This window comes from Embleya sp. NPDC127516, assembly GCF_044765325.1.
GTDB lineage: Bacteria > Actinomycetota > Actinomycetes > Streptomycetales > Streptomycetaceae > Embleya.
On sequence record NZ_JBIWJT010000029.1, the window covers coordinates 93,320 to 118,808 of the forward strand.

The window sequence follows — 25,489 nt, forward strand, 5'->3', positions numbered from 1 at the left end:
GGGGGCGAGACGGCGCCGAACCCACCACGCACCACGCTCGACCGAAGCGCAGGCGAGCAGCGGGCCCGGATCGCGCGCCCGCCCACCCGGCGCGGGCGGACCCACCCCCGTACCCGGCCCCCGCACCGGACGCCCCCGAACAACAGCCACCGGGTCGAGCGGTCCACCCGAACTCACAGGGCTCGGGCCGCCATCGTGACGTCCACCGATCGCCCTTCCCGTTCGGCGAGAACGCGGCGCGTCCGGAGTTCACCGGAACGGGCGACCCATGAACCCCTCGACGCCCGGGTATGAAACCCTCGGGCGCGGGCCGGGTCCTCGGGGAAGAAAGACTCGGCACGCGCCCCTCACCAACCACCACCATGCACCGCCCGGCCCAACGCCAACCGGCCAACGGGACACGGGTATCGAGGCGTTCGAGTCCCCCGGCCGAGTTTCGCGCGGCCGGCCGGGCATCTTTCGACGGTGAACGTCCGACCACAGCGAAACCCCGTACGGGCGTCGACCCCAAGGACCCCGGCACCGCCAGGCGGACGCGACCGACCCCGCGTCCCGGGGAGCGGGCGCGGCGGGCGCGGCGGGCGCGGCGGGCGCCACCGTGCGTCGAAAGCGCGCCAAGGGTGCACGGCAACGCCGGAGAGTGTGTAAGCCCCGGGATCGAGCAGGGGTGGGCATCCGTCGCGTTCTCCTTTGCAAAGACGGTCGTCTTCCCGTCACGCCGCTCGGGAATCGAGCGGGATGCTTCGCCGTCGCAGGTACGGGCGGATCTTTCGGGAACCGTGACCCTTGTCGCACGGGACATCCCCGGCTACGAAGCCCACACTGCGCAGGACCACCTGCGTCCGGCGGGGCCGCCCGTTGCCACCTCGGTCGGCACGACCGTCACACAGCGAGGCGAGACGCCCGAGCCCCTGCGTCGAGTGGGGAGAGTGATGCGAGACTGGCGGGTATGGATATCCGCCACAGGAACAACATCACCGTCACCGGCCGTGCGGACGGGCCGGTGCTGTTGCTGGCACACGGGTTCGGCTGTGACCAGAACATGTGGCGTCTGGTGCTCCCCGCTCTGGCCGAGGACTTCCGGGTGGTCCTCTTCGACTACGTGGGCTCGGGGCGAGCGGACCCGTCGGCCTGGGACGAGCGGCGCTACAGCTCGCTGGAGGGCTATGCGCTGGATGTGCTGGAGGTCTGTGACGAGTTGGACCTCCACGATGTGACCTTCGTGGGGCATTCGGTCAGCGCGATGGTCGGGGTTCTCGCGGCGGCAAAGGCACCACAGCGGTTTTCCCGTCTGGTGATGGTCGCCCCCTCGCCCCGTTACATCGACGAGGACGGGTACCGGGGCGGCTTCAGCGCCGACGACATCGATGAGCTGCTGGAGTCGCTGGAGTCGAACTACCTGGGCTGGTCGGCGGCGATGGCCCCGGTGATCATGGGGAACGCGGACCGCCCTGAACTCGGCGAGGAGCTGACGGCGTCGTTCTGCGCGACCGATCCGGACATGGCCCGGGTCTTCGCCCGCACGACCTTCCTGTCCGACAGCCGCGCCGATCTCGAGTCGGTTTCCCTGCCGACACTGGTGCTGGAATGCAAGCAGGACGTGATCGCTCCCCGGGAGGTCGGCGCCTACGTCCACGCCGCGATCCCCGGCAGCCGTCTGGTGACGCTGGAGGCGACCGGGCACTGCCCGCAGCTGAGCGCACCACAGGCCACCGCGGGGTCGATCATCGACTTCGTCGGAGCGAGCCGGTGATGTGCCGCACCGACCAAGCATCCGAGCCAGGCGAGGAGCAGGACGCGCACGCCACGGACGCGGTATTCACCTCGCTGCTGGAGGACAGTGCCGAGGAGCTGTACGAGCAGGCGCCGTGCGGATATCTGTCGACGCTGATGGACGGCACCATCGCGAAGATCAACACCACGCTGCTGCAGTGGCTGGACCTGGAACGCTCCCAGGTCGTGGGCCGCATGCGGTTCGCCGACCTGCTCACCGTGGGCGGCAGGCTCTATCACGAGACGCACTTCGCGCCGATGTTGCAGATGCAGGGCGAGGTCAGCGGAATCGCCCTGGACATCAGGGGCGCCGGCAAACAGCGCATGCCCGTGCTCGTCACCTCGAAGGTGAAGGTGAGCGAGGACGGCGAGCCGCTGCTGATCCGCACCACCGTCTTCGACGCCCGTGACCGCCGCGCCTACGAGGCCGAGCTGCTGCGCGGACGCAAGGCGGCCGAAGAAGCCCGTCGGCAGGCGGAGGCCGACCGCATACGGCTCCAGGAAGCCCTCGCCGTCCTCCAACAGAACCTGCTGCCCGCCGCGCTGCCCGCGATTCCGGGCCTGGAGGCAGGCTCCCATTACCACACGGCGTCCCCGGACCTGCTGGGCGGAGACTTCTACGACCTGTTTCCCCTGGGCGCCGACCGGTGGGCGTTCTTCCTCGGCGATGTGTGCGGCAAAGGCCCCCAGGCCGCCGCGGTCACCTCGCTCACCCGCTACACCCTGCGCGCCGCAGCCCTGCACGACCCCGATCCCGTCACCGTGCTGACCACCTTGAACACGGTGCTGCACGAGCGCTACACCAGCGGGGACACCCGCTACTGCACCACCATCTTCGGCGTCCTGGACCCCGGCAGCGACCACGTCGGCGTGCACCTGGCCTCCGGCGGCCACCCCCCGGCGCTGATCCAACGCGCGGACGGCACCGCGGACTATCTCCCCACCCCCGGCGGGATGCTCATCGGCGTCCTGCCCCAGGTCCAGTTCACCAGCGCCCACACCCGGCTGTTCCCCGGCGACACCCTGCTCCTCTACACCGACGGCCTGACCGAGGCCCGCATCGGACCCGAGCGCGAACTCTACGGCGAGGACGCCCTGCGCGCCTTCGCCGCCGCCCAGCCGCCCGCAGGCCCGCGCGCCCTGATCGGCGCCCTGACCGCCCTCCTGGCCGGCTTCGGTAACGGACTCGACGACGACACCGCCCTGCTCGCCCTCGGCGTGCCCGCCCCCCGCAAGTGAAGACCCGAGATGAGCCCGCTGACGATCACCGCCCGCGACGCCGCCACCGGTCCCGTTCTGGAGATCACCGGTGACCTCGACCATGCCACGGCACCCCGACTCCGCCTGGCCGTGGACGGCCTCACCCTGGCCGCCGGGCACCTTCTGGTCCTGGATCTCGCCGGTCTGGAATTCTGCGACTCCAGCGGCATCACCGCCCTGCTGGCCGCCCGGAACCTGGCCATCGAACACGACGGCGGCATAGCCCTGGCCGCGGTCCCCGACAACACCGCCCGCATCCTGCGCATGGTCGGTCTGGACCGGGTGTTCACCATCCACCCGCACGCCCCGGCGGCCACCGCCCCGCGCTCCGCCACGTGCTGATCCCGCCCGAATGCGGGCCTCGGGTTTCGGTACGCCGCCGTCGCCGTTCCCGGGCGGCCGGTCGCCCTTGTCCAACGGCCGGTCCGGCTTGCTGTGCTCCACCGCACAATCCTGGGGTCTCACGTTCCGGGTTCCCGTGCCGACGCGGAGCGCACCTCGAGGGGACCGGCGAACACCCGACATCCCCAGGCAACGCACGCCCTTCCGCCGCGCGCGAACCCGGCCGCATCCACGACGAGGTCACCACGGCGTCGATCCGCATTCGCCCCGTGCCACGAAGAGGCAGTGCGGTGCCCGACGACCCGGGCGGGCTGCCGGCGCAGACCACGGGAATGGTCGGCGCCCACCCCGCGTTCGGCCGCGACCAGGTCGGAGGCAAGCCGCTGCGGATTCGTGGTCGCTTGGTCGCCGAAGAGCCGCCCGTGCGGTCCCGGTTTCAGCCGACTCGGACACCGGCGGTGACCTCCCGGGCCGGCCGTTCGGCGTCGGCGGCTACTCGGTCGGCCTGTTCGGGCGGTACCCGGGGGTGAGGTAGGTGACTGTCAGGATCACGTTCGCGCGACGCACGGTCACCGTGACCATGTCGCTGGAGCGCTTCAAGTACGCCTCGTCGCCCAGCCCGGGCACCGGCGAGGCGTTCTTCCGGGCTTCGGCTTCGGACTCGCGGTCGAACCATTCGCGCGCGGATCCCGTCGCGGACGGGCCCCAGCCGTAGGTCGGCTCGAAGTGAAGCACAGCGAGCGTGAGGCGGCGGCCGTCCTCCGATTCCGCGTCACATCCGGTCGAGCTTCTGGGCCCCCCGGGGCGCCAGACCAATTCGTGGTAGAGCCCGAGGCGGGCCGCCGGTCCCCGGATCGGTTCGCACGCGGGTGCGAGGTTCGCGACCTCGTGGCGATTCGACCACCAGGACATCGTCCACGGTCGGTCGATCACGAAGGCCACGGCCAGGATCGCCGAGAACCCGGCGCATGGCCGATGCCGCCCACCGCGTCCGGTGTCTCCCTTTTCGCCTGATCCGGGCCGCCGAGGCCGTCCCAAATCAGGTAGACGCGCCGACAAACCGCGCGAGCCGTCTTGGACACAGCGAACAGCGCCGTATTCCAGCAGTACGTGCGCGCGGGCGGACTGTGGGAGGACGCTGCCACCGAGGGACCTGTTGTCGGCCCGCGAGGCATCGGCCGGCGCCGTGGTCGTCGGCGACGAACGCACTCCGCACGGCCGGCATGACGCTCCGGGGGTCGGGCCGGTCGAACAGGTCGTCGGTGACTTCGACGCCGGTGCCGTCGGCGAGCATGCCCCGGCCCGCCGGGATTCGTGGGGCGGTGTCCGCGTGTTCGGGTTGTACCCGTCCCGGAATCGACGGGTGGACAGGCTTGGAGTCACCGGCCTGATCGCGGGCCTGTATCCCTCCTGGCGCGCGGCCCGCGTCGAACCCGTCGAAGCCCTCCGCCGCTGACCACCCCCGCACGTCGTCCCCGTTCACCGCAGCCGCCGAGAGCTCAGCCAGGACCGTGCCCCCCAATTCGCGCCTCCAGTATCCGACTTGTCCTTCGGTTCCGGCGTCCTTGCAGTGGTGACTTCAAAGGCTCAATGGCCTCGCCTCGTGCCCTGTCGCATTGCATTCGGCGGATGATGGGCCGCTGACCTGCCGGGTTCCAGGTCCTTTGAGAAGATGCCCTTCGGATTTCCCATACGGCCTGGCTTCCACGGAAGTCACGTGCCCGATGGCGGCATAGGCGCGGGCAGAGCGGCTCCTGAGTCCGTGCGAGGCTCGAGGGTTGGCAACGGCGAGGCCAGGAACGGTTCCAGAAGGCTGAGCAGCCTCTCGGGGCGGTGCAGTGGGATGATGTGGCCGCAGTCGTCGATGATGTGGCCGACGAGTTGATCGGCGAGCGGCCGCAGTTGTTGTTCGAGGGCTCTGCCCACAGGGCGGGCCCCGATGGCCATGGTGGGTACGGTCAACCGGCCGGTATCGGCGGCTTCCCGGATCTGTTCGTTGCTCGTGGGCAGTGCGCGGTAGTACGAGAAGGCGCAGCGCAGGGCCTCGGCCCCGGTGTACGCGTGGACGAAGGCGTTTCGGACGGCGGGATCCACGCCCTCTCCGTTGGAGCCCGTGCGCAGGAACCAGTCGATGTACTGGGCTTCGTGTCCGGTGAGTACGGTTTCCGCGAGGCCGGGTACCGCGTGGAAGCCGAACCACCACGGTGCTCCGTGGGCGAGGAATTCCTCGGCGCCCGGCAGAAGTGTGCCCAGAAGTGACTCCATGACCACGAGTTGTCGGACGAGGTCGGGGCGGCGCATGGCAAGAAGAAAGGCCGGTGGGGTTCCGGCGTCGATGCCGACCACGGACGCCGAACTCTCCCCGAGAGCGTCGAGTAGCGCTTCGGCGTCGGTTGCAAGCGTTCCGGCGTCGTAGCCGTCCCTTGCGTGCGTGCTCGCGCCTGTTCCTCGCAGGTCCGGTGCGATCACTCGGTATTGCCCGGCGAGGCCGTCCAGGACATGGGTCCACAGTTGCCAGGTGTGCGGGAAGCCGTGCAACAGCAGCACGGCCGGTCCCTCGCCGGCGAGAGCCACGTTGAGGTCGACGCCGTTGGCCGTGACCCGCCGTAGTTCGATGCCTGACGGCCGATTGGGTATGTGGCGCGGTGCAGCCGGCACGGCGATCCCCCTGTGTGGTTACGAATGGTGACAACAAAACGATAGGTAACTATGGTGAAGGGGCCAAGACCGCACTTCTGCCACAGGTGGTGAGTTCCAGGTGACCTCCTCGACGCGGCGCCCCCCTCATGGGAATCGTGGGGATCTGTTCGATCCGCAGTGTCCGACCCGCCGTCTGCTTGACCGGATCGGCACGAAGTGGACGTCCATGACCATCAAAGTGCTGGCCGAGGCGTCTCCGCAGGAGGTGCGCTTCGCGGAACTACAGCGCAGGATGGCCGGCGTCTCGCAGAAGATGTTGTCGGTCACCCTTCAAGGGCTGGCCCGTGACGGCCTGGTCAGCCGTCGGGTGGAAGCGTCAGTGCCACCACGCGTGTACTACGGGCTCACCCCACTCGGCACCACACTGGAAGAACCGCTGGCCAGGCTTCGTGAGTGGGCCGAGGAACACATGGCCGAGGTCGACCGCGCAAACCAGCGCAGCCAGGAACGCACGGCCGACGACTGATCACACCCACAAGCCGGCACAGAGCACCTCACGAGCAGGGGTCGCCCCCCGATCGAAGCAGATCCAGCCAGTACGAATCGGCCACCCTGAACGCGAAGCATTGCGAATCTGCCAACCGGACCGCGACGGGAAAGCAGCGACTGGGTTCGCTGTCAAAGGACAGTCGCTCAGTGCGTGACGCAGTGAGAATCCGCGACAGGGACGGGTGGAGTGGGTCGGGTGGTCCAGGTAGGACGAGACTGCCACTCGTCGCGCCGACCAGCTGGTTCTCTGGCTGTCTCGCGCCGTGGCCAGACGCGTTTGTCCCAGCACGGGTGGCAATTCTTCAGACCGGCTCCAGCGGCCGTGACGACCGGGTCGCTATCCGCCGAGGCGCGATGTCCCAGACCTCCTCGAACTCGCCTGACGTCAGCTGCTCCGGATCGCAACCCCCACTCCGAAGCGGGCAACTCCGCGGTGATCCCGAGCCTGTTGTCGTACTCGTCATGACGGGCCGCCTCAAAGGCCGTCTGCCATTCCGCAGGAGTCGGTGTACCTCGTCGGCGGTGTCGGGTCGGTCCCGGGGGTCCTTGGCGAGCAACGCGAAGACGAGGTTGTCGAGTTCGGTGGGTACGCCGTGGCGGTGTTCGCCGGGTCTCGTGGGCGTCCTCCGCAGGTGGGCGTTCATCATCGAGACCGGGCCGGTGGCGTGGAACGGCACGCTGCCGGTGAGGAGTTCGTGCAGGACACAGCCCAGCGAGTACAGGTCCGATCGGGCATCCCCGGACTGCTCGTCGAAGCGCTCGGGCGGCATGTAGGCGAGGGTGCCCATCACCGCGCTGGACCGGTTCGTGGACTCCACGAACCGGGCTATCCCGAAGTCCAGGATCTTGACCTGGTCCTCGACGGTGGGCATCAGGTTCGCCGGCTTCAGGTCCCGGTGGACGATCCCTGCGGTGTGCGCCCGGGCCGGCGCCGCGGCGGTCTGCGCCACCCACCCCACGGCGGTGCCCACTGAAGGAGGCCCCTCCTTGTCGAGCACCGCGGCCAGGTCGCGGCCCTCGACGAACTCCATCACCAGGAACAGCGAACCGTCCCCCTCGTCCTGGCCGAGGTCATAGACGGTGACCACACCGAGGTGGTGCAGCGCCCCCGCCGTACGCGCCTCCCGGAAGAACAACGCGGCACCGGAGGCGTCGGCCTTCGCGTGCGGGAGCAGCTTGACCGCGACCCGCCGCTCGATCAGCCGGTCCCGCCCCTCCCGGACCTCCCCCATGCCGCCCCGCCCGACGAACCGGACCAGCTCGTACCGACCCGCCAACACCCGCACACGCAACCCCCGTTGCCACGCCCGAAGCCGACCCGGACTCTCCGCTCGGGAATGGTACGACCCCGGTGCGCACCAGGCTCGCCTGGTGCCGGCCGGGCCGGTGACACGCCCGCATTCTCCCGGGTCACGGTCCGGCTACGAATGCCCCGAACAATCGACCGGCTCAGAGCCCATCGAATGTGGTGCCGGTCGACACCGAATGTGGTGCCGGTCGACGAGGCGTATTGGTCCCGCGCGATCCGAGCGGGGCGTTGCCGGGGTTTTCGCAAACAGGTAGAGGGCACTGGGCGGTGGACCTCCGGGCACTGCCTTCGGCGCCGGCTCGGGCAGCAACGGCCCGATCAGGAAACATAGTTCGTCCGAAGCTACGCACGAACGCGACTCACTTCTGCGCACACCATGCCCAACGACGGAACAAGCCGATACTCACATCAGACCCAGTATTTGTTCGGACCCATAAGACCGTGGCCGCATCTCCCGAGCGGCCGGACATCGACGGCCGAACAGCCATGGATCCGAGACTTCCCGGTCGGAGCGCCGACTCGACGCGGCAACACCATGAAGTCGCCCCCTCGGCACGCGGGTGGCCGCCCCGCCATCCGGGGTCCGATGCCAATCCGGTGCCAAATCCGGTGCAGACGGGGGGCTTTGCCCGGGCCGGGGAGAAATTGGCTTCCAGCGGTGGGCCACCGAGGGGAAGGTGGCGCGGTACAGGATCACGAGCCCCGACCACCATCGGCGCCGGCGCCGGGCCCTGAAGGCGCGGCCTCCACGGCCCTCACCGCAAGTCGCGGGCCTGCCGGGCCGGCGCCGAGGAAAGCACACCGCCGCGAGACGGCCGCTCCGACCGAGCCGTGAGGCAGCCGGAGAAATCACGGTCGACGGGTGGGGAGGACCCCACCCGCCGACCATGCGAGGCGCGGAATGGGCGGTCAGGGCCTGTGAGAGCCCCCCGCGCCGGGTGCGCGACGCCGGGCCCGGTGGGGGCTACATCCGCCACTCCTGGCTCGACGTGCCGTTGCAGTCGAGGATGACCAGGCGTGTCCCGTTGCCGATGGTGGGTGCCGTCAGACAACGGTTTGCGGTGGTGTTGCGGATGCGATAGATCGCGTAGCGGTGGATGTCCCAGGAGGTGACCTCGACGACCCAGCGCTGGCCGGCGCGACGGGTGTCGCACGGCTGCTGGACGAGCGTGGCACCAGCTGCCGTCGAACCGCCTTCGAGGTCCAGGCACTTGCGGGAGTGGGTGGCCACCAACTGGGAGGCGTGGCCGTCGGGCAGGGTGTGGGCATACCACTCCTGGTGGGGGCCGGCCACGAAGTCCCACAGCCAGACCGGCACTCCGGAGGTGGTGGATGCGTACCACACGTCCATGACCCTGCCGCTCACCGGATTGCTCACCGGGCGGGTCATCGACCACTCCTGGGCGTTCTCGGCGGCGCACGGCGCCTGGTGCAGGGACGCGCCTTCCGGGAGCGGGGCGGCGGCTTCGAGGCACAGGTGGCTGTTGTCGTTGACGAGGCGGTAAAGCGGCTGACCCCAGCCGTCGTAGCGGACGACGAACGGCTCCCATGCCTGGCTGGAGCCGTTGTGACACGGGGTCTGCCGGACGCGCGCGCCGGGGGCGCGGCTGCCGCCCTCGACGTCCATGCACATGCGGCTGTGCGAGGCCATGATCTGCCACGTGTAGCGGTTCGAGGGGCGTGGGAGGAACTGCCAGCGCTGGTTCTGCCCGCCGTGGAAGGGCCAGAGCCGCACCCCGGTGCCGGATGCCACCGACGAGTTCTCCACTTCCGCGACCGCGCTGGAGCCTGGCCTACCGAGATAGCCGGCGGTGGGCCAGAGCGGCTGGTCGGCCGCGGAGGCGGGGGGTGCGCCCGCTGTCGTCATCAGGGCGAGGAGCATGGCCATCACTGCCGCCCACAGGCAAGCGGAGCGCGGTACGCGACGCCTCCGCCGTAGTTGCTCGTTCATCGGCCGTCCCTTCGGCGAGGGGCCGCCGAAAGCGGCCCGTTCGGAGAGGACGTGGCCAGGCGCAGCAGAATCTCTCAAGGTCCGCCGAAATTTTTTCCCGGGCCGGTGTCGAGGCGGCAGACGGCGTCGGCGCGGAGGAGTGGCGACCGGGGCAATCCGCGGCGGGCTGCGCCGGCCCGCGGGAGCGCGCCGGTGTGCCGGTGACCCCTCCCGGAAGGGCCCGGCAGACCGTTCCACGGCGACGGCGGACGGGAATCGGCCAATGCGTCCCGATTGTCGAAGTGCGCCTCCTCGCCCCGCGAAAATCTTCGGAGCGAGCACGCACGCCTGCCCGACCCCGGCCGTGTCCGCCGTCGAGTGACCGACCGGCAATCGTGTGTCGAGGGTCTACAGGTCGGTTCGGGCCAGGAGTGCTTCCGCCTGTTCCCGGGTGAGTATCGGCGGGACCGGTGGCGGTGTGCCTCCCACGTTGGAGTCGCGGCGGTACGCCAGGACCCACTCCGCGACGGGATTGTCGGTCTGCGGGGTGGCCACGATCCGCTCCCGCAGTCCCGGAGGAATGTCCGGGCGGGCCGCGATCGCGTTGCGGACGAACTTGTCCGGACCTTCCACGAAACATTTCGGGGAGGGCGACCCCGCCATCTGACGACTCCGTCCCCGTACATGACATTACTTGTCAGGTATGGGCTCCAAGATTGTTCTTGTCGGCACGACGATCGAAGGAGAACCACCATGGCGAACATCGTTCTTGTCCCCGGTTACTGGCTCGGCGCGTGGGCGTGGGACGACGTGGCCGGTCTGCTGCGCGCAGCCGGGCACGACGTCACGGCGGTGACGCTGCCGGGTCTGGAGGCGGACCGCACCGACGTCACGGGCGTCGATCTCGCCACCCAGACCCGCGCGTTGATCGAGGAGATCACCTCGCGGGATCTCACCGACGTGGTCCTGGTCGCCCACTCGGGCGGCTCGTTCCCCGCGTACGAGACGCTGGACGCCATCCCGGAGCGGATCGCCCGGATCGTCTACGTCGACGCCGGCCCGGTCGGGGACGGCACCGCCCTGCTCGATGTGATCGATCCGGCCGAGCGCACGCGCGCCGAGGCGGAGGCCGCCGAGCGCGGCGACGGGCGATACACGAACGCGTTCGACCCGACGGCCGACCCGGAGGTGCTCGACGGCCTCTCCGACGCCGATCTCGCCGCGCTGCGGGCACGCGCGGTGCCGCAGCCGTACGCGGTGGCCGCGAGCCCGGTGCGCGTCTCGAACGAGGCTCGCCTGAAGGTGCCGGCGCACCTGATCACGTGCACGTTCCCCCTCGACCAGGTTCAGGCCATGATCGCGGCCGAGCACCCCTTCTTCGCCGAACTCGTCAAGGCCGAGTCCATCGACACGCGCGCGCTGCCCACCGGCCACTGGCCGATGTTCTCGCGACCCGCGGAACTCGCGGCGCTGCTCGACGAGATCGCCGGCTGACCCCTCGGCGGTGCATACCGGTTGTGGGCTTGGGGGTGGGCCCGGCCCACCCCCATGCCCACAACCGGCGTGTAGTCGACGGTCATGTCCCGGTCCGTCTCAACCGGCGCGTCAGCCAAGTGCCATCAGACCACCGCGCCGCGGCAGCAAGGTGGAACCTCGTTCACAGCCTGATCGATCCCGATTCCTGATCGAGTCGTTGCTGCCCGAGTCGGTGCCGGGGCGGCCTCGTGTTCCGGATCGGCGGGCGTTGTGCGAGATCCTGCGTTCAGCATGAATACGCCGACACAGCCGAAGGGCCGGACTCGCCTGCCGGTGTCGGGGCTGGTTCACGGCCGACCCGGGGCAACCCGCCCCGGGTGCCGACTCGTTCGACGTGCTCACGCACCAACGGGCGATGCGAGGGGGGACGACGGCGCCGCGACCGGCTGGACGCGCGTGCTGAACAACAGGGCCCGGATCGGCGCCGAACCGTCCGGGGACTCCGCGAGGCCCGCTGCGGCGACCGTGAGCCGGCCGTTGTCGTACGCGATGGCGGTGGGCCACTGCGCCTCGCCCTTGGGGGCCTTCGGCAGTGCCAGCCGGGTCCACCGGTCTCCGGTGATGGTGTAGACCTCGTACCCCTCGCTGCGGTGCATCGTCAGCGCGGCTATGCCCGTCGGGGTCGCCACTGCCTTGATGACGCGCATGTCTTCCACAGGTGCGGCGGCCTGCGTCCACTTCCGCCCGTCGAAGTGCCAAAGCAGGGGGCGCTCTTCGCCGGCGGTTGGGTCCTGCATGAAACCGAGCGCCCAGATGTCCTGGGGGCTCCGCGCAAGCAGCGAGGTCACCCCGGCCCACAGACTGTTCCCCTCGAACGGCAGCGGCACGTACTGCCACGTTCCGCCGTCGAAGTGCGCCAGCGGCGGGGCCTGCCCCTCGTATGCGTGGCCGGCCACCCACACATCGTCCGGTGCGACGGCGGCCACCGCGCCGAAGCCGCTCCAGCCCTCCACCTTCGGCTCCGGAAGCGGTGTCCGCGTCCATGCCTCGCCGTTCCAGTGCTCGACGATCGGCTGCTGGGGCGGGGACCCTCCCGGACCCTCCTCCGCGTAGTCCACGGTCCCCACCGCCCACGCATCGGTGGCGCTTACCACGTCCACGTCCGCGAGCAGGCCGCTTCGGATCCCGGGCGGAGCCGGTGCGGTGACCGCGTCCCAGGAGTCCTTGCGGGAGACGGCGGTCGGGAATCCGCCGGCGACGGGGTCGAACGTCCCGACGGCCAGGGCGGAATCCGGGGAGGCCAGGTCGACGTCCCGCAGCGAAACCCCCGCCCCGGGCGTCTTCACCGTCGACTGCCGCCACATGCCGGTGTCGCGGTCGCGGGACAGGACCGCGGGAACACTGTCGACGACACGACCATTCTCGCGGATGTAGGCGCGGCCGGCCCCTACGCCGCCGCCGGCATCGTCGAACGCCAGGCCGTGCACCATCACGTCACCGGGCTTGATCTCGGTCGTCCGCCACGGCGTCAGCGGCGGCCCCGCCGGGGCCGCCGGGGCCGTCACCGTGCTCAGGCTCAGGATCAGCACAACAAGAGGTGCACTGCGGGACAGGACACGCATCGTTTTCTCCAGTCACCGGGCAGCCATTGCCCGTCCCCCTGTTACTGTCCGACCCGCAGCTGCCGTTGCCCCCGGGAGTGACTTTTGTTCGGCTCCTGCCCCGCTGACCCGGCGGACCACGCCGAGCCGCCGAGCCGCCGAGCCGCCGAGCCGCCGAGCCGCCGAGCCGCCGAAAGCCTTCCACCCGCCGGGCCGGCGCGCACATCGGCAAGAACGCGCGGACGTCCTGACCAGCGCGGTCGGGTGTTCCATCGACAGGAAGTTGCCGCCGCGCACGACCTCGGTCCAGCGCACGACGTTGTGATCGCGTTCGGCGAAGCGGCTGATCCCGACGTCGCTCGGCAGGGCGCCGAGCACAGCCGTGGATGCATCGCCGTGTGGCTTGTGTTGTCCCGGGTTCGCCGGAACCACCACCGCACCAGGTCGTCCGGTGCGCCTGCAAGGCGGGTGAGTGCGCAACGACGCAAGGCAGCGCCCGAGGCGAGGCGGTGTTGCGCAAGGCCGCGCGATGCGGTGTCGTGGCCGGCGGGTGTTTTCGGGCAGCACGAAGTGAGCCCTGGCCGACACGCGCGGGGGCAACAGGGCGCTCACATAAGGGAATCGGGGCTCCGGCGGAGCGCGGGCCGGCCGGGAGGTTCGGGGGGCCGGGAGGTTCGGGTGGCCGGGAGGTTCGGGTGGCCGGCCACGCGAAGGGAAGCCCCTCGCGTGGCCGGTCCGGAGGTGGTGATCACGAGCCCACCCGGGTCCGTCGGGCTCAGGAGGCGTCCCGGCTCGGTGAGGCGACGATCGCCGTCAACCGGTCGGGAGCCAGGCCCGGTTCGGATCCGTGAAACTCACCCGGAGGAGATATCTGCGCGATTCGAGGTCGGCGCACAAGACCGAGCCGCCGAGGCCGCAGCCGGTCGCGTTCGCGACCTCGACCGCCTCGTCGTCGGCGACGGCGACGGCGCCGGCGCCGGCGCCGGGGTAAGCGACCACGACCGCGACCGAGCCAATGCGCTCGGTGTCGGGCGTGTCCGTGCGCCGGGGACTGATCCAACCCGCCTTTCCCGGGTCCAGCAGGTTGTCGACGACCCGATTCGGGCGCCGCACGGGGCATCGATGAACACGTTGGTGTCCGCAGGCGGGGCTACTTGGCGTTCTGCGTCCCCGTGCAGGCCGAGCCCGGCGCAACAAGGTCGCGGATCAGGACCGCGCCCGCGTCCGGGTCCGCCACCGCGAAGGCCAGGCCGGTCGTCACGCCCGGTTCCCGGGTGTACTCGACGTCCCAGCCGACGATGCCGACTTCGGCCAGGGACCGCTCGGCGAGCGCGCGGGCGTCGGCGACGGTCATGCACAGGCGGCTTCCCTCGTGATCGCCGACCAGCCTGGCCAGGCGCCGCACCTGCTCGATCGTCGCGCCGTGGTAGGTCGCGTCGTTGTCGGGCACACCCATCTCCAATGCGATGCACGCGTCCTGCGGGCTGCGATCCGTGGGCTGCGGCACGACCATCAGGTCGCGGCTTCCCTTGGCGGTGCACGCGACCAGGGCCGGCACGGTGGCCGCGTCGGGCGCGTCGCTGCCCGGCAGGGACATCCGGCGCGCGGTCTCGGTCATGTCCGGCCAGTACCGCGCGCACGCCTCCTCCGGGGTCTGGCCGGCCTCGATGTGTGCCGCGTAAGCGAACTTCGGCTTGGCCGTGTACTCGTAGGAACACGAGGCCTGCGTCGGAAATTTGGGGCGCACCGGCGAGTCGTCGATCAGCACCGCGGCGGCGGTCGCCCCCGCGACCGCGAACACCGCGACGGGCGCACCGACGCGCCACGCCAGGCGCTTGCGCCGAGACTTCGCCGCCGTGGCCGGGCCGCCGACGGCCGCGCCCTCGAACTCGCGCAGGAGGGCCGCGGACATCGCCCGCGCCCGGTCGTGCGGCAGGCTGCGCTCGGCGGGCGCCGGGAACATGGCGCCGAGCTCTGCGCGTACCGGCGCGTCGGTGTCGGTCGGGTTGTTCGTCATCGGAGGTCCTTTCCGGGCCGGGCGGCCGCGGGGGTCGGGCGGCCCGGGGGCCGCGATGCGGGGACGGGGTGCGGTGCGGCTTCGCGGGGCGAGAGCGGGGCGTCCTGCGCCTGCGGGCCGAGCATGCGCTTGAGCTTGGCGCGGCCCCGGGAGAGCCGGGAACGCACCGTGCCCTCCGGTATGCCGAGCGCCTCGGCGGCGGACGCCGAGTCCAGGCGCGCCCACACGCACAGCGCGAACACCTCGCGTTCCGAACGGCGCAGTGTCGCCAGCGACCGCCGGACCTTCGCGATGGTCTCGGTGTCGTCGATCCGCCCCACCAGGTCATCGGCGAAGTCCGGCACCGACCGGTCGTGCGGCATCCGGGCCAGCGCCGCCTCGTGCCGGCGGCCGGTGCGGCGAACGTTGCGCACGACGTTCACCGCGATGCCCAGCAGCCACGGGCGCAGGGAACCGCCTTCGGCGTCGACCCGGCCGCGCAGCCGCCATGCCTCCAGGAAGGTGAGGGCGACGACGTCCTCGGCCGCGGACCAGTCGCCGGTGGTCCGGAAGGCATGGTTGTAGACGGATTTGGCGTGTTCGGCGAACAACTCTTCGAAGGCGTACGGGTCACCGTCTCTGACCCGCGCTCGCAAGTTCATCTCCACGCCCCTGAACTGTCCGCGGTCACCCGACACGCTCCCGATATGTGACCCGGGTCACTCCGCCCGGTATCGGAGTCACGGCTTCCACGTGCACGCCCGCCGTCGGGATCCGCGGACTCCGGGCGGTCTCAATCGCCCGGAGTCCGCGGACCACGAACACGATCGACCTCATCGACCGCGACCTCGCCCACCATTCAAGGCTGTTGCCCCTGCAAGCCCCGTTTCGGGGCGGCGGCGATCAGGCCACCGCACCCGAGATCGCCCGACAACTCCCGGACACCCCGCCCGACATCCCCCTCACCCTGACCGACGCCACCGAGACCTACACCCTCGGCGCGGCCATCCGCTGGGCCTGGACCTGCACCACACCCGCCACCACCACCCGCAAAACGGCCGACCCCCACGTCACGCCCGCCGACGTCCTGGAGGACATCGCCACCGGCCGACGGCGTATCCCCACGACGACACCGCCTCGTGGCCGAAGTGACCGGCGCTGAGACGGCGACGGCCCCGTTACCCGACCGGTTTCGGGGCCACCACCGCACGCATTCCGCCGGGATGGGCCGCTCAGCACTGCGAGGCGTTGCTCGCCTCTGCCTCGGTGCCCCAGAAGATCAGGCGGCTGCCGCCCCCCTCGATGTCGATGCACGCGGGCGAGGGGCCGTAGGTCAGCGTCACCGACGCGCTGATGCCGAAATCGCACGCGTTCTCGATGGTGGCCCAGCCGGGCCCCTGGGGACCGAGCACCGCACAGTCGGCGGCGACCGTCGCCGGGGCGACGAACGTGTGGGTCACGGCGGATGCACCGGGTGCGCCCGAGCACAGGAACAGGGCTGACAATCCGGCGCACATGGCTGCACGGACGGTGGAACGCATGCGGATCTCCTCCGAACGACTACCAGAAGTGATCATTCAAGCGCGAAACGTGGCCAATGGCGGGATGGCGCGCACAGCCGAGCCGGTCTGCCTCTTCTCCCTCGACGAGCAGACCGACGCAGGGGCCATCATCGTGGGCTCTCGCCGCAGCAGCCCGTCAGCCGGTCGGATCGGCGTGGTTCGAGTGCGCGCCGGCCGAGCCGGTTCTCAGCCCTGCTCAACCCGGTCCGGGTCCCGCAGAAGCCGAAGCCCGCCGGGCATCTCGGACAGGAGGAACGAGTACCGTGCGAGCAATTCGACGTGGTGGCGTACGAACGGGGAAAGCCGGGCGACGTCCTGGTCCGCCACGGCGAAGCCCTCGGCACGGAGCCGGGTGAGGGCGCCGTCCATGTAGCGTCTCGAACGCGTTCGCTTCGGGTGGAATGTCGTGATGTACGGCGGCCCGACACAGCTCTTTATAGTCCAAGATCGGATTTGAACAGGTCTATTACTTCGTATCGCCGGCGATCGACGTCGGCAACCATCGCGTCCGTCACGCCGGCGCCGGCGGCAATCCTGGTGTGTGTGTCGATAACGGCGTTCACAAGATCCCGAGCCGGTCCGGACACTTCCCTTCCGGAGAGGATCTCGATCTCGGCTGTCGCTGCAAGGAGGTTGGCGTCCTCCGAACGGCTCCTTTGACCGGACAGCGCCTGGGCGTAACTTGCGCTGATCGACCTCAGGTACTCGGCGTATACATGTCGCTTCGCATCGCCGAGCGAATCCGCTCGTTGCCACTTGCGGTTGCGCGATGCCTGCGCCTGCTGGAGAGCACCGCCGATCAAGACGCCCATCAGGGTCCCAATGACACCTACTACGACGGAGCCCATCCCCACTCTCCTGGCATCCTGTCGGCCGTCGCTGAACTATGGGAGGCAGCCTAATCCGTTGCCGACGGGGGTGTCTTGGCGTCCGCGGTGCGGACGGCGATCCGGCCGAACGTCGGCATGCCGAGGCTGACGGCAGTAAATCGACGCGCCGCTTCGCTGTCGAGCTGAACCAGGTTGTCGTGGGCGCCGGCGAGGCAGACATGCAGACCGTCGACCTCGCCCAGCCATGCCTCCCGCTCCGCCTCGACGATTCCCACCATGATCCCGCCGCGATCCTCGCCGGGAAACGCACTGTAGAGATCGGCGATTCTTCGCATCGCCAGGCCGGGCAGGTAGGCCACTTCACAGCCCGCGTCGCGGGCACCGTCAGCGGCACGTCGCCGATCGAGGCGGCTGGTCAACGATCACCGCCACCCCTCCGGTCGCACGCCGCACCATCTCGCCCAGGCATTGGGTCGCCGGTTGGGCCGGGACCTGACACCGGCCGGCCTCGGTCTCGGGACAACCTCCCGCCCACCAGGCGAGGATGTGGGACCGGAGGTACAGGCCCCACCGCTGGGAATCCCAGCGCTACTACCTCCAGTCCTACGCCCTGGCACTCGAGTCCGGGACGCCGGGTCAGGACGCGTTCGCGATGCGCACGATGGCCCAACAGGGCATGAAACTCGGCCGTCCTCAACACTGCGTGGACCTGGCAGGCGCGGCCGAGGAACGTGTACGCGGACGCGTGGACACGCTCACCCACGCCCTGTTCACCGTCGCCCACGCCGACACGGCGGCAGCCGCCGGCATCGACCTGCGCCCTGCCGACCCCGGCAGTGCGCCTGCTCGCCACGGTTCCGCCCATCTGAAGAACCGCAGAGTTCTCGGCAAGGTCCGCACGAATGCGAGGTGGGCAACCGCGCCCGGCGCGGTGCGGGTCCGTCGGTGCTCACGAAACGGGAAGTGTCCCGCTGACGCCCGACCTTGTCGGCGGACCGCTGCTCGGGGGCTGCCCTGGCTTCCTGATGCCTACACACCCCAGGCCGTCCGACGTGCAAGCTTCCTGACGCATGGATCTCGCGGGGGCCTCGCTCGCGCGAGGCCCCCGCGACGGGATCAGATGGTGAGGACGACTTTGCCCTGGAGGTGGCCGGCGTCGAGCAATCGGTGTGCGTCGGCGACGCGTTCGAAGGGGAACGTCTCCTGGACGTGGACCCGGAGCCTGCCCTGTTCGACCAGTTCGACGAGACCTCGCAGGGCCACCGGGTCGGGGTCGACCGCGACGCCGCTGAAGCGCATCCCGGCCGCCTCGTACGCGGCGATCAGCCCCGCGTCGTCCTCGGCGACCGCCGTCACCAGGTGACCGCCCGGGCGCAGTACGGCGAGGGAGCGTTCGACGGTGTCGCCGCCGATCGTGTCGAGTACGACGTCGACGTCGCGGACGGCCTCGGTGAAGTCGACCCTGGTGTAGTCGATCACTTCGTCGGCGCCGAACTGCTCGACGAAGTCCCGCTTGTTGCCGCCGGCGGTCGTGATCACGTGCGCGCCGAGTGCCTTCGCGATCTGGATCGCGACGTGGCCGACTCCGCCGCCTCCGCCGTGGACCAGGACCCGGTCGCCGTCGCCGACGCCGGCGAGGTCGACCAGGCCCTGCCACGCCGTCAGCCCGACGATCGGCAGCGCCGCCGCCTCGACGTGCGAGAGCGACGCCGGCTTGTGTACCAGGTGCAGCGCCGGCGCGGCGACGACCTCGGCGTACGCGTTCGCCGCGCGCGGGAACAGCGGCATCCCGAACACCTCGTCGCCGGGCTCGAACCGCCACGTCAGCGGACCGTCCTCGACCACGCCGCTGACGTCCCAGCCGAGGACGAAGGGCGGTCGGCCGAGCAGCGGGAACTCGCCGGCGCGCAGGCGCGCCTCCAGCGGGTTGAGCCCGATCGCCTTGACGCGGACGAGAACCTCGGTCGGCAACGCTCGTGGCTCAGGTGCCTCCACGACGGTGAGCACCTCGGGACCGCCGAGGGTGTGCTGGGTGACGACGCGCATGACTCTCCTGACGTCCAAAGAAGGGGGAGAAACCCAGGCTAGATTTCCGACGGGAACCCGCAGGTACCTTTGGCGCCATGAGCGGATTCGGTCTTGGTGATCCCTTTCTCTCCGACTGTCCGGCGCGTCTGGCGATCGAACTCATCGCCGACAAGTGGACGGCGGTCGTGCTGTATGGCCTCAGCAAGGGCCCGGTACGCCACGGCGAACTGATCGAACTGATCGGCGGCATCTCCCGCAAGATGCTCACCCAGACCCTCCGACGGCTCGAGGCGCACGGACTCGTCCGCCGCCACGCCTACGCCGAGGTGCCGCCCCGCGTGGAGTACGAGCTCACCCCGCTCGGGGCGACGCTGATCGATCCGATCCACATGCTGACCGAGTGGGCGAGGGCGAACGGCGACGCGGTGCTCGATGCGCTCGACGCCGGTCCCGAGCCGGTCGCCCACAGCGACTGAGGCCCCGCTCTGCGTGTACCGGCTGAATTCGAGGATGGCGTCGTTGTAGTCGCTGTCGTCGCCGTTGTCCGCGACGATCACGAGCAGGTTGTAAGCGCCGATCCCGTACGGGCCGCCGCTGTTGAGGCTGCTCGGCTTGACCGCACCGCCGCCGTCGGCGCCGATGGTTCCCGGGGGCGGGGCGCTGGGAGTGAGAGCTGAGCGCCTGCGGTGACGAGACTCCTCGAGGGAGCGGTCGGCCGATGATCGCCCGTGGGGCCGGATCTGCTCGCCGTCGGGTTCCGGTGGCCGGAGCCGTTTCCCGTGCCCTGGAACGCCGTCCGATCCGGGGGCCGGGTCGTGAGAAGCGGGGTCGGACATGCCGGGCCCCCGCTGGATGCAGGCGCGGGGGTCTCGGTGTGTTGCGCGCAACGCGGCCTCGTCGGTCGCCGCGCGCGACCGGGCCGGGTCGCCCGCCGTGGGCGACCGCGGCCTGGCCCCGGCGCGGGTCAGGTGCCATGGCGTGGGATTGCGCGCGGTGCGCGCGGGCGGACACGCCGCGCGTGATGTGGTGAGCATCCACGCGGCGTGGCCGCGCCGGGGTCCGGGGTCAGGTCGTCGCGCGGACGGCGTCGCGGATCAGGTCCGCGACCTCCTTGGGCCGGGAGACTGCCACGGCGTGGGACGCGCCCTCGATCTCGACGGTGGTGGCACCCGCGCGCTCGGCGCCGAAGCGTTCGACGTCGGGGTTGATCGCCCGGTCCGCGGTGGCCACGAGTGCCCAGGAGGGCTTGCTCCGCCACGCGGCCGCGGTGGCCTTCTCGGTGAAGGCCGAGGCGGCGAGCGGACGCTGACCGACGGCCAGGGCCTTGGTCATGGACGCGGAGACGTCGGCGGCGAAGATGTCCGCGTACGCCTCGGTGGCGATGGTGACTTCGACCGCGGACGTCGCGCCCTCGGTCGGGTAGGTGGCCTGCTTCAGGTTGGCGGCCAGCGGCGAGTCGGGGAAGCGGCCCTGGAGCTCGCCCAGGCTCTCGCCCTCCTCCAGGACGTAGGCGGCCACGTAGACCAGTCCGACGACGTTCGGCGTCGTGCCGGCCACGGTGATGAGCGCACCGCCATAGGAGTGGCCGACCAGGACGACCGGTCCGTCGATCTGGGCGGCGGCGGAGGCGATGTACGCCGCGTCGGAGGCCAGTCCGCGCAACGGGTTCGGCGGGGCGACCACGGGGATGTCGTGGCTCTGCAGTTCCGCGATGACTCCGAGCCAGCTCGTGGAGTCGGCGAACGCGCCGTGGACGAGGAGGGCGGTGGGGGTGGGACGTGCGGTCATTCCGCTGCTTCCTTTGTTCTCGATGTGCTTCATCGGGTCGGTTCGTCGGGTCGGTCCGTCGGGTTGCTTCATCGGATCCGGTTCACCGGGTCGGCGCGTGCCAACGGTCGGCGATGCGTGCTCGGTGCTTGGTCAACGGGTGTGCAGCGCGCGGCGCAGGGCTTCGACGGCCATCGTGATCGCGGCCTCCGCGGCGTGGGTTCCGCGCAGGGCGTTGAGCATGACGAAGTCGTGGATGATGCCCTGGAAGCGCACGGCGGTGACCGGGACACCGGCCTCGCGAAGCTTGTTCGCGTACGCCTCGCCCTCGTCGCGCAGGACGTCGGCCTCGCCGGTGATGACCAAGGCAGGCGGCAGGCCCGTGAGTTGGTCGATGGTGGCTCTCAGCGGCGACGCGGTGATTTGGGCACGCTCGTCGGCGTCGGTGGTGTACTGGTCCCAGAACCATTGCATACCGTCGCGGCGCAGGAAGTAGCCCGTGGCGAATCGGTGGTACGAATCGGTGTCGAAGTTCGCGTCGGTCACCGGGTAGAACAACGTCTGCTGGACCAGGGGAACATCGCCTCGCTCCTTCGCCATCAGCGTCAGCGCGGCGGCCATGTTGCCGCCGACGGAGTCGCCGACCACGGCGAGCCGCGAGCCGTCCAGGCCCTTGGACGTGCCCTGCGCCACGACCCATTGGGCGACCGTGTAGTTCTGCTCGATGGCGACCGGGTACCGCGCCTCGGGGGAAAGGTCGTACTCGGGGAAAACCACGGCGGCGCCGGCACCGACGGCGAGTTCGCGAACCAGGCGGTCGTGCGTGTGGGCGTTGCCGAAGACCCAGCCCGCACCGTGGATGTAGAGGATCACCGGGAGGCTGCCCGCGGCGCCGGCGGGTTTGACGATCCGCGCTCGCACGCTTCCCGTCGGGCCGCCCTGGACCGTGATCCACTCCTCGTCGACGTCCGGCATCTCGACTTCGCCGGACTGGACCTCGTCGACCGTCTTGCGTCCGGTCACCGGACCGAGGTCGAACAGGTAGGGCGGCTGGTCGGTCGCCGCTGCGAACGCCGCGGCGGCCTCTTCGAGCACCGGTCGGACCGGCTCGACGGCATCGGACATGCGAATCTCCTCGAATTTGGGCACGTCGACTCCGCCGACGAAATCCCGGATTGTATGGGGAACAGCGGCCGCTCCGGTGGTTTCGACACGGAACGGCCAGTCCGTGGGCGTCGACGACGGAGTCGAGTCGAAGCACACGGAAGTGTGGGTGCCCAGCGACCCATCGACGCATCAGCGCATTGACGCGGACGGGCGGGAAAGCAGAAAAGATGTGCGGGATGGGGTGGGAATTCCATGGTGGACCGCGTACGCGGTTCACCATGGATGCCGCCCGACGACAGGATCTCCCTGTCCGGATCTCAGGACAGGAATTTGTCGACCACTGCATTGAAAGCGGCCGGATTCTCCAGGAAAGGGAAGTGTGAACTGGCCACGTCGGTCGGGAAGATGTGGAGTTGTGCGTCGGGAATCTGTTCGGCGATGAAGCGTTGCGACGCGGGGGACACGTGGCTTCCGTCGCAACCGATCACGAGGGTCGGGACGTCCACCCGGGGAAGCACGTCCCGCCAGTCCTGAGCGCAATGGTCGAACAACAGGGGAACGCCGGCGTGCGCGGGAGTGGATTCGATCTGCTCCGCGACGAAGGCGAGGATCGCGGGGTCGGTGTCGCCGGAAAACATGCCGCGCACGAAGTCCAGCCGCACGCGCCTGCCGTCCCGACCGGCAAGCGCCGCTCCGAGTTCGAGCAGGCCCGCCACGTCGAAGATGGCGCCGGACTCCTCCTGTTCGGCACGGGTCATCCAAGGCACCGCCGCGACGGCCGCGGGCTGATCGACCGCGACGAACCGGCGGATGCGGCCCGTTCCGTACTGATCCAGGAAACTCCACCACACCGAGACACCCATCGACCATCCGAGCGCGTCGAAGCGATCCAGTTCCAGGTGGTCGACGAGTTCGAGAACGTCCCGCGCCAGGCGAGCGATGCGATACCCGTGGTGCGGTTTCTCGGAAACTCCGTGGCCGCGCAGGTCCACCGTGACGACGCGACGGGCGGGGGAAAGACCGTCGAGCTGATTCCGGAACATCTCCTGGGTCTGTCCCCAACCGTGGAGCATGACCAGGGGCACGCCGTCGCCACCGCTGTCCCGGTAGACCAGTCGTACTCCGTCGTCCGTCGTCAGTTCGCCCATGACCGCATTCCTGTTCCGTGCCTTGCGTGGCGTCGGTGTGCGCCGACGCCCTCGATATCGCGTTCCCCGCGGCGCCGAGATTTCGATGTCCCGTCGTCCGCCTGGAACATTCTCGTTTCCCGGGCCCGGTCGCCGCTACCGCCGAACGTAGGGATCGGTCCGGGTGCCTTCATCGGTCTGTAGCAACCAGCCGACGACCGTATGGCCGCGTACCGAGGTTTTCCTCTCTTTGTGGAAACCGGGTCTGTCGGAGCGCGTATCCGAGGAATCGGTCGTGATGCCCGAGGGCGCTGCTCAGTCGGCGGCGGGCGCCCCGGCCGTCAACAGTTCCCGGATGCGTAGGCCCATGTGCAGCACGAGCCGGTCGGCACCGTTGTCCAGGTCGAGACCGGTGATCTCCTGGATCTGCCGCAGCCGGTAGTACAGCGACGTGCGGTGGACGTGCAGCGCTTCGGCGGTTCTGGGTACGGATCCGGCGTTCTCCAGGAAACAGCGCAGGGTTTCCTCCAAGCGCGCGGTGCCGTTGTTCTCCGTGAGGACACGCAGCGGCTTCGGTACGAGCGAGGCGTTGAGAGCCTGGTCCGGCAGCTGCAGCAGCACGGCATACTCGCCCAGCTCGTCCCAGTCGCCGACGCCCCTCAGGTTCGGCAGTCGGCGGGCGGCGCGCATGGCCACGAGCGCCTGCTCGTACGAACTCCACGCACCCACCAGACCCTCCTGGCGCCCCCCGACGCCGACCGTGGGAACCGCCGCCGCGTCGAGGAAGGTGCCGAGGGACTCGACGACGCGACGGGATTGCGCGGTGATCTCTCCCGAGGCCGGCAGCCGATCGCACAGTTGAAGCAGGACCGCGCGGTCCCGATCCACCGATATCGCGCCGGCGGCCCAACGCGTGCTGCGATATCCCTCCACCGCGGCCCGCAGCGCCGTCTCGACCTCGGCCGGCGAGCCGTGCGGGCGGGAGACCCGCACGACGGTCACCACCGAATGCGCCGCGTCCACCCACAGGCCGCGGTCGATCCCCTGCTCCAGAGCGACGGCGCGCCCGACGGGATCCGTGCCCAGGAGACCGCGAAGCAGTTCGTGTGTGCCGCTCTCCTCGGCCTCGGTGGCCACGTATTCCGCGTACATCTGTGCGGCCACCGCGCGCGCCGCCCGCCCGATCGCGTCGGTCTCCTCGGCCGAGAGCGTCTTGTCCGCTGCGACGACCATCAGCAGACCCAGCAGTCGGCCCCGCTCCCGCAGGGGCACGCAGTAGCGGGGCAGTAGGCCCAGGTCGTCCCGGCCCTCGATGAAGCCCGGCCCGGCCCACTGGGCGACGCCCTGACCAAGGACGTAGCGGATGACCTCGTCGTCCGCGAGCCCTTGCAACAAACTGCGCACACGCACCGGGTCCTCGTCCCCGAAGTGCCTGCTCGAGCAGATCAGACGGACCAACGGGTCGTCCAGGACGACGGACCGGCCCAGTTCCTCCGCGAGCGCATCGATCAGTGCCCGGAGAGCGCCGCTGCCGACCTGCGCCCGTTGGAACCGCTTCGACATCCCTTGTCCCCTCTAAAAGACATATTTCTACAATCCGTGAAACCAGACGACCAAATTTTCGACACTTCGGGGCGGTGTGAGTTACGGCTCAGTAACTTCGTTCCGCGCACCGCGTCGGCTCACGAGCCGGTGGCCCGCTTGCGCCGCGTGCGATCCGCGGTCGGACCCGATACGGCCCCCGCGGGCGGAACTTCGCCGATCCCCGCCGATCCGTTCGCACCGTCGCCCCACCCGGTGCACCACGACGGGAGGAGAAGACGTCTCCACATGCCGCCCTCCGCCAGGTGAGCGCGAGTGCCGCACAGGACGGCGCGGTGGCGTCGTCGGGGAGCGGGGAAGGTCACTCGGACGGGCGACCCATACATGGCCGGGAGGGCCGGCAGGAACATGGCGGGCGCCGCTGGGTGAGCGCGGCCCGGAACACCGACGCCGTGGCGCGGGCGGTCTGTCCCCGGTCGTAGACACGGCCGAACTCGCGGATCTCCTCCTCGGACCGCCTCGGGCGCCGGAACGCGAGCATGCCTTCGTCGAGCTCCGTCGGCTCCGAGCCCGACCACCCAGGATTCGGGCCTCCCGCGCCCTGCCGTTGGACGCATCCGGCGTCGGAGCTTGGACACCGGGTAGGCGCC

Annotated in this window: 23 protein-coding genes and 2 pseudogenes; 7 read left to right on the plus strand and 18 right to left on the minus strand. The window is 70.1% G+C overall.

The window, feature by feature from the left end; genetic code table 11:
- The first annotated feature begins 949 nt into the window (after positions 1–949).
- The 3 genes from ACIRL2_RS39320 to ACIRL2_RS39330 are packed head-to-tail and all read left to right on the plus strand — an operon-like array spanning position 950 to position 3,375.
- Positions 950–1,753 carry an alpha/beta fold hydrolase gene (locus tag ACIRL2_RS39320; protein ID WP_402238850.1) on the plus strand — a complete coding sequence of 268 codons (804 nt, stop codon included), beginning with the start codon at positions 950–952 and terminating at the stop codon, positions 1,751–1,753.
- A complete protein-coding gene (locus tag ACIRL2_RS39325) occupies positions 1,753–3,012 on the plus strand; it encodes a PP2C family protein-serine/threonine phosphatase (protein ID WP_402238853.1) in 1,260 nt (419 codons plus the stop codon). The genes ACIRL2_RS39320 and ACIRL2_RS39325 overlap by 1 nt, the downstream gene beginning before the upstream one ends.
- A 9-nt stretch (positions 3,013–3,021) precedes the next feature.
- On the plus strand, positions 3,022–3,375 hold the full coding sequence (locus ACIRL2_RS39330; RefSeq protein ID WP_402238856.1) for an STAS domain-containing protein: 354 nt from the start codon (positions 3,022–3,024) through the stop codon (positions 3,373–3,375).
- A gap of 492 nt (positions 3,376–3,867) precedes the next feature.
- On the opposite strand, the gene ACIRL2_RS39335 is transcribed toward ACIRL2_RS39330, so the two are convergent.
- On the minus strand, positions 3,868–4,110 hold the full coding sequence (locus ACIRL2_RS39335; protein WP_402238857.1) for a hypothetical protein: 243 nt from the start codon (positions 4,108–4,110) through the stop codon (positions 3,868–3,870).
- Between the two features lie 978 nt (positions 4,111–5,088).
- On the minus strand, positions 5,089–6,033 hold the full coding sequence (locus ACIRL2_RS39340; RefSeq protein WP_402238860.1) for an alpha/beta fold hydrolase: 945 nt from the start codon (positions 6,031–6,033) through the stop codon (positions 5,089–5,091).
- A gap of 100 nt (positions 6,034–6,133) precedes the next feature.
- Here ACIRL2_RS39340 and ACIRL2_RS39345 point away from each other — a divergent pair, with 100 nt between their 5' ends.
- Positions 6,134–6,541 carry a helix-turn-helix domain-containing protein gene (locus ACIRL2_RS39345; RefSeq protein ID WP_026219708.1) on the plus strand — a complete coding sequence of 136 codons (408 nt, stop codon included), beginning with the start codon at positions 6,134–6,136 and terminating at the stop codon, positions 6,539–6,541.
- Between the two features lie 325 nt (positions 6,542–6,866).
- Here ACIRL2_RS39345 and ACIRL2_RS39350 read toward each other — a convergent pair whose 3' ends face one another.
- The 3 genes from ACIRL2_RS39350 to ACIRL2_RS39360 all read right to left on the minus strand — a co-directional run bounded on the left by ACIRL2_RS39350 (position 6,867) and on the right by ACIRL2_RS39360 (position 10,436).
- Positions 6,867–7,844 (minus strand): serine/threonine-protein kinase, encoded by a 978-nt coding sequence (locus tag ACIRL2_RS39350; RefSeq protein ID WP_402238862.1) that lies wholly within the window; start codon positions 7,842–7,844, stop codon positions 6,867–6,869.
- Positions 7,845–8,837: 993 nt separating this feature from the next.
- Positions 8,838–9,824 carry an RICIN domain-containing protein gene (locus tag ACIRL2_RS39355; RefSeq protein ID WP_402238865.1) on the minus strand — a complete coding sequence of 329 codons (987 nt, stop codon included), beginning with the start codon at positions 9,822–9,824 and terminating at the stop codon, positions 8,838–8,840.
- Positions 9,825–10,211: 387 nt separating this feature from the next.
- A complete protein-coding gene (locus ACIRL2_RS39360; protein ID WP_402238867.1) occupies positions 10,212–10,436 on the minus strand; it encodes a hypothetical protein in 225 nt (74 codons plus the stop codon).
- A 120-nt stretch (positions 10,437–10,556) separates the two neighbouring features.
- On the opposite strand from ACIRL2_RS39360, the gene ACIRL2_RS39365 reads away from it, so the two are divergent.
- Entirely contained in the window at positions 10,557–11,297 is a 741-nt protein-coding gene (locus ACIRL2_RS39365) for an alpha/beta fold hydrolase (RefSeq protein WP_402238870.1), read from the plus strand.
- 380 nt (positions 11,298–11,677) lie between these two features.
- On the opposite strand, the gene ACIRL2_RS39370 is transcribed toward ACIRL2_RS39365, so the two are convergent.
- The 4 genes from ACIRL2_RS39370 to ACIRL2_RS39385 all read right to left on the minus strand — a co-directional run bounded on the left by ACIRL2_RS39370 (position 11,678) and on the right by ACIRL2_RS39385 (position 15,538).
- Positions 11,678–12,901, minus strand: a complete 1,224-nt coding sequence (locus tag ACIRL2_RS39370; RefSeq protein WP_402238873.1) for a hypothetical protein — start codon at positions 12,899–12,901, stop codon at positions 11,678–11,680.
- Positions 12,902–13,693: 792 nt separating this feature from the next.
- Entirely contained in the window at positions 13,694–13,993 is a 300-nt protein-coding gene (locus tag ACIRL2_RS39375) for a hypothetical protein (protein ID WP_402238874.1), read from the minus strand.
- A gap of 37 nt (positions 13,994–14,030) precedes the next feature.
- Positions 14,031–14,897 carry a hypothetical protein gene (locus tag ACIRL2_RS39380; RefSeq protein ID WP_402238876.1) on the minus strand — a complete coding sequence of 289 codons (867 nt, stop codon included), beginning with the start codon at positions 14,895–14,897 and terminating at the stop codon, positions 14,031–14,033.
- Positions 14,894–15,538 carry an RNA polymerase sigma factor gene (locus tag ACIRL2_RS39385; RefSeq protein ID WP_402238878.1) on the minus strand — a complete coding sequence of 215 codons (645 nt, stop codon included), beginning with the start codon at positions 15,536–15,538 and terminating at the stop codon, positions 14,894–14,896. The genes ACIRL2_RS39380 and ACIRL2_RS39385 overlap by 4 nt, the downstream gene beginning before the upstream one ends.
- A gap of 206 nt (positions 15,539–15,744) precedes the next feature.
- Between ACIRL2_RS39385 and ACIRL2_RS39390 the strand changes: the two genes are divergently transcribed.
- A complete protein-coding gene (locus tag ACIRL2_RS39390) occupies positions 15,745–16,038 on the plus strand; it encodes a hypothetical protein (protein WP_402238880.1) in 294 nt (97 codons plus the stop codon).
- Positions 16,039–16,108: 70 nt separating this feature from the next.
- On the opposite strand, the gene ACIRL2_RS39395 is transcribed toward ACIRL2_RS39390, so the two are convergent.
- The 5 genes and pseudogenes from ACIRL2_RS39395 to ACIRL2_RS39415 form a co-directional block, all read right to left on the minus strand.
- Entirely contained in the window at positions 16,109–16,417 is a 309-nt protein-coding gene (locus tag ACIRL2_RS39395) for a hypothetical protein (protein WP_402238883.1), read from the minus strand.
- Positions 16,418–16,624: 207 nt separating this feature from the next.
- Positions 16,625–16,813, minus strand: a pseudogene (locus ACIRL2_RS39400) (hypothetical protein); the annotation flags it as partial.
- A gap of 59 nt (positions 16,814–16,872) precedes the next feature.
- Positions 16,873–17,286: a hypothetical protein gene (locus tag ACIRL2_RS39405; protein WP_395870768.1), complete on the minus strand. Its 414-nt coding sequence runs from the start codon at positions 17,284–17,286 to the stop codon at positions 16,873–16,875.
- 275 nt (positions 17,287–17,561) lie between these two features.
- A pseudogene (locus ACIRL2_RS39410) lies at positions 17,562–17,706 on the minus strand (IS110 family transposase); the annotation flags it as partial.
- 678 nt (positions 17,707–18,384) lie between these two features.
- Positions 18,385–19,314, minus strand: a complete 930-nt coding sequence (locus tag ACIRL2_RS39415; protein WP_395870766.1) for an NADP-dependent oxidoreductase — start codon at positions 19,312–19,314, stop codon at positions 18,385–18,387.
- 77 nt (positions 19,315–19,391) lie between these two features.
- Here ACIRL2_RS39415 and ACIRL2_RS39420 point away from each other — a divergent pair, with 77 nt between their 5' ends.
- Positions 19,392–19,772 carry a winged helix-turn-helix transcriptional regulator gene (locus ACIRL2_RS39420; protein WP_395870764.1) on the plus strand — a complete coding sequence of 127 codons (381 nt, stop codon included), beginning with the start codon at positions 19,392–19,394 and terminating at the stop codon, positions 19,770–19,772.
- 589 nt (positions 19,773–20,361) lie between these two features.
- Here the strand turns inward: ACIRL2_RS39420 and ACIRL2_RS39425 are convergent.
- The 4 genes from ACIRL2_RS39425 to ACIRL2_RS39440 all read right to left on the minus strand — a co-directional run bounded on the left by ACIRL2_RS39425 (position 20,362) and on the right by ACIRL2_RS39440 (position 24,860).
- Positions 20,362–21,084, minus strand: a complete 723-nt coding sequence (locus tag ACIRL2_RS39425; RefSeq protein ID WP_395870762.1) for an alpha/beta hydrolase — start codon at positions 21,082–21,084, stop codon at positions 20,362–20,364.
- Between the two features lie 132 nt (positions 21,085–21,216).
- Positions 21,217–22,188 (minus strand): alpha/beta hydrolase, encoded by a 972-nt coding sequence (locus ACIRL2_RS39430; protein ID WP_402238887.1) that lies wholly within the window; start codon positions 22,186–22,188, stop codon positions 21,217–21,219.
- A 299-nt stretch (positions 22,189–22,487) separates the two neighbouring features.
- Positions 22,488–23,318 (minus strand): alpha/beta fold hydrolase, encoded by an 831-nt coding sequence (locus ACIRL2_RS39435; protein ID WP_395870758.1) that lies wholly within the window; start codon positions 23,316–23,318, stop codon positions 22,488–22,490.
- A 294-nt stretch (positions 23,319–23,612) separates the two neighbouring features.
- Positions 23,613–24,860, minus strand: a complete 1,248-nt coding sequence (locus tag ACIRL2_RS39440; RefSeq protein WP_402238890.1) for a PucR family transcriptional regulator — start codon at positions 24,858–24,860, stop codon at positions 23,613–23,615.
- Between the last annotated feature and the right edge of the window lie 629 nt (positions 24,861–25,489).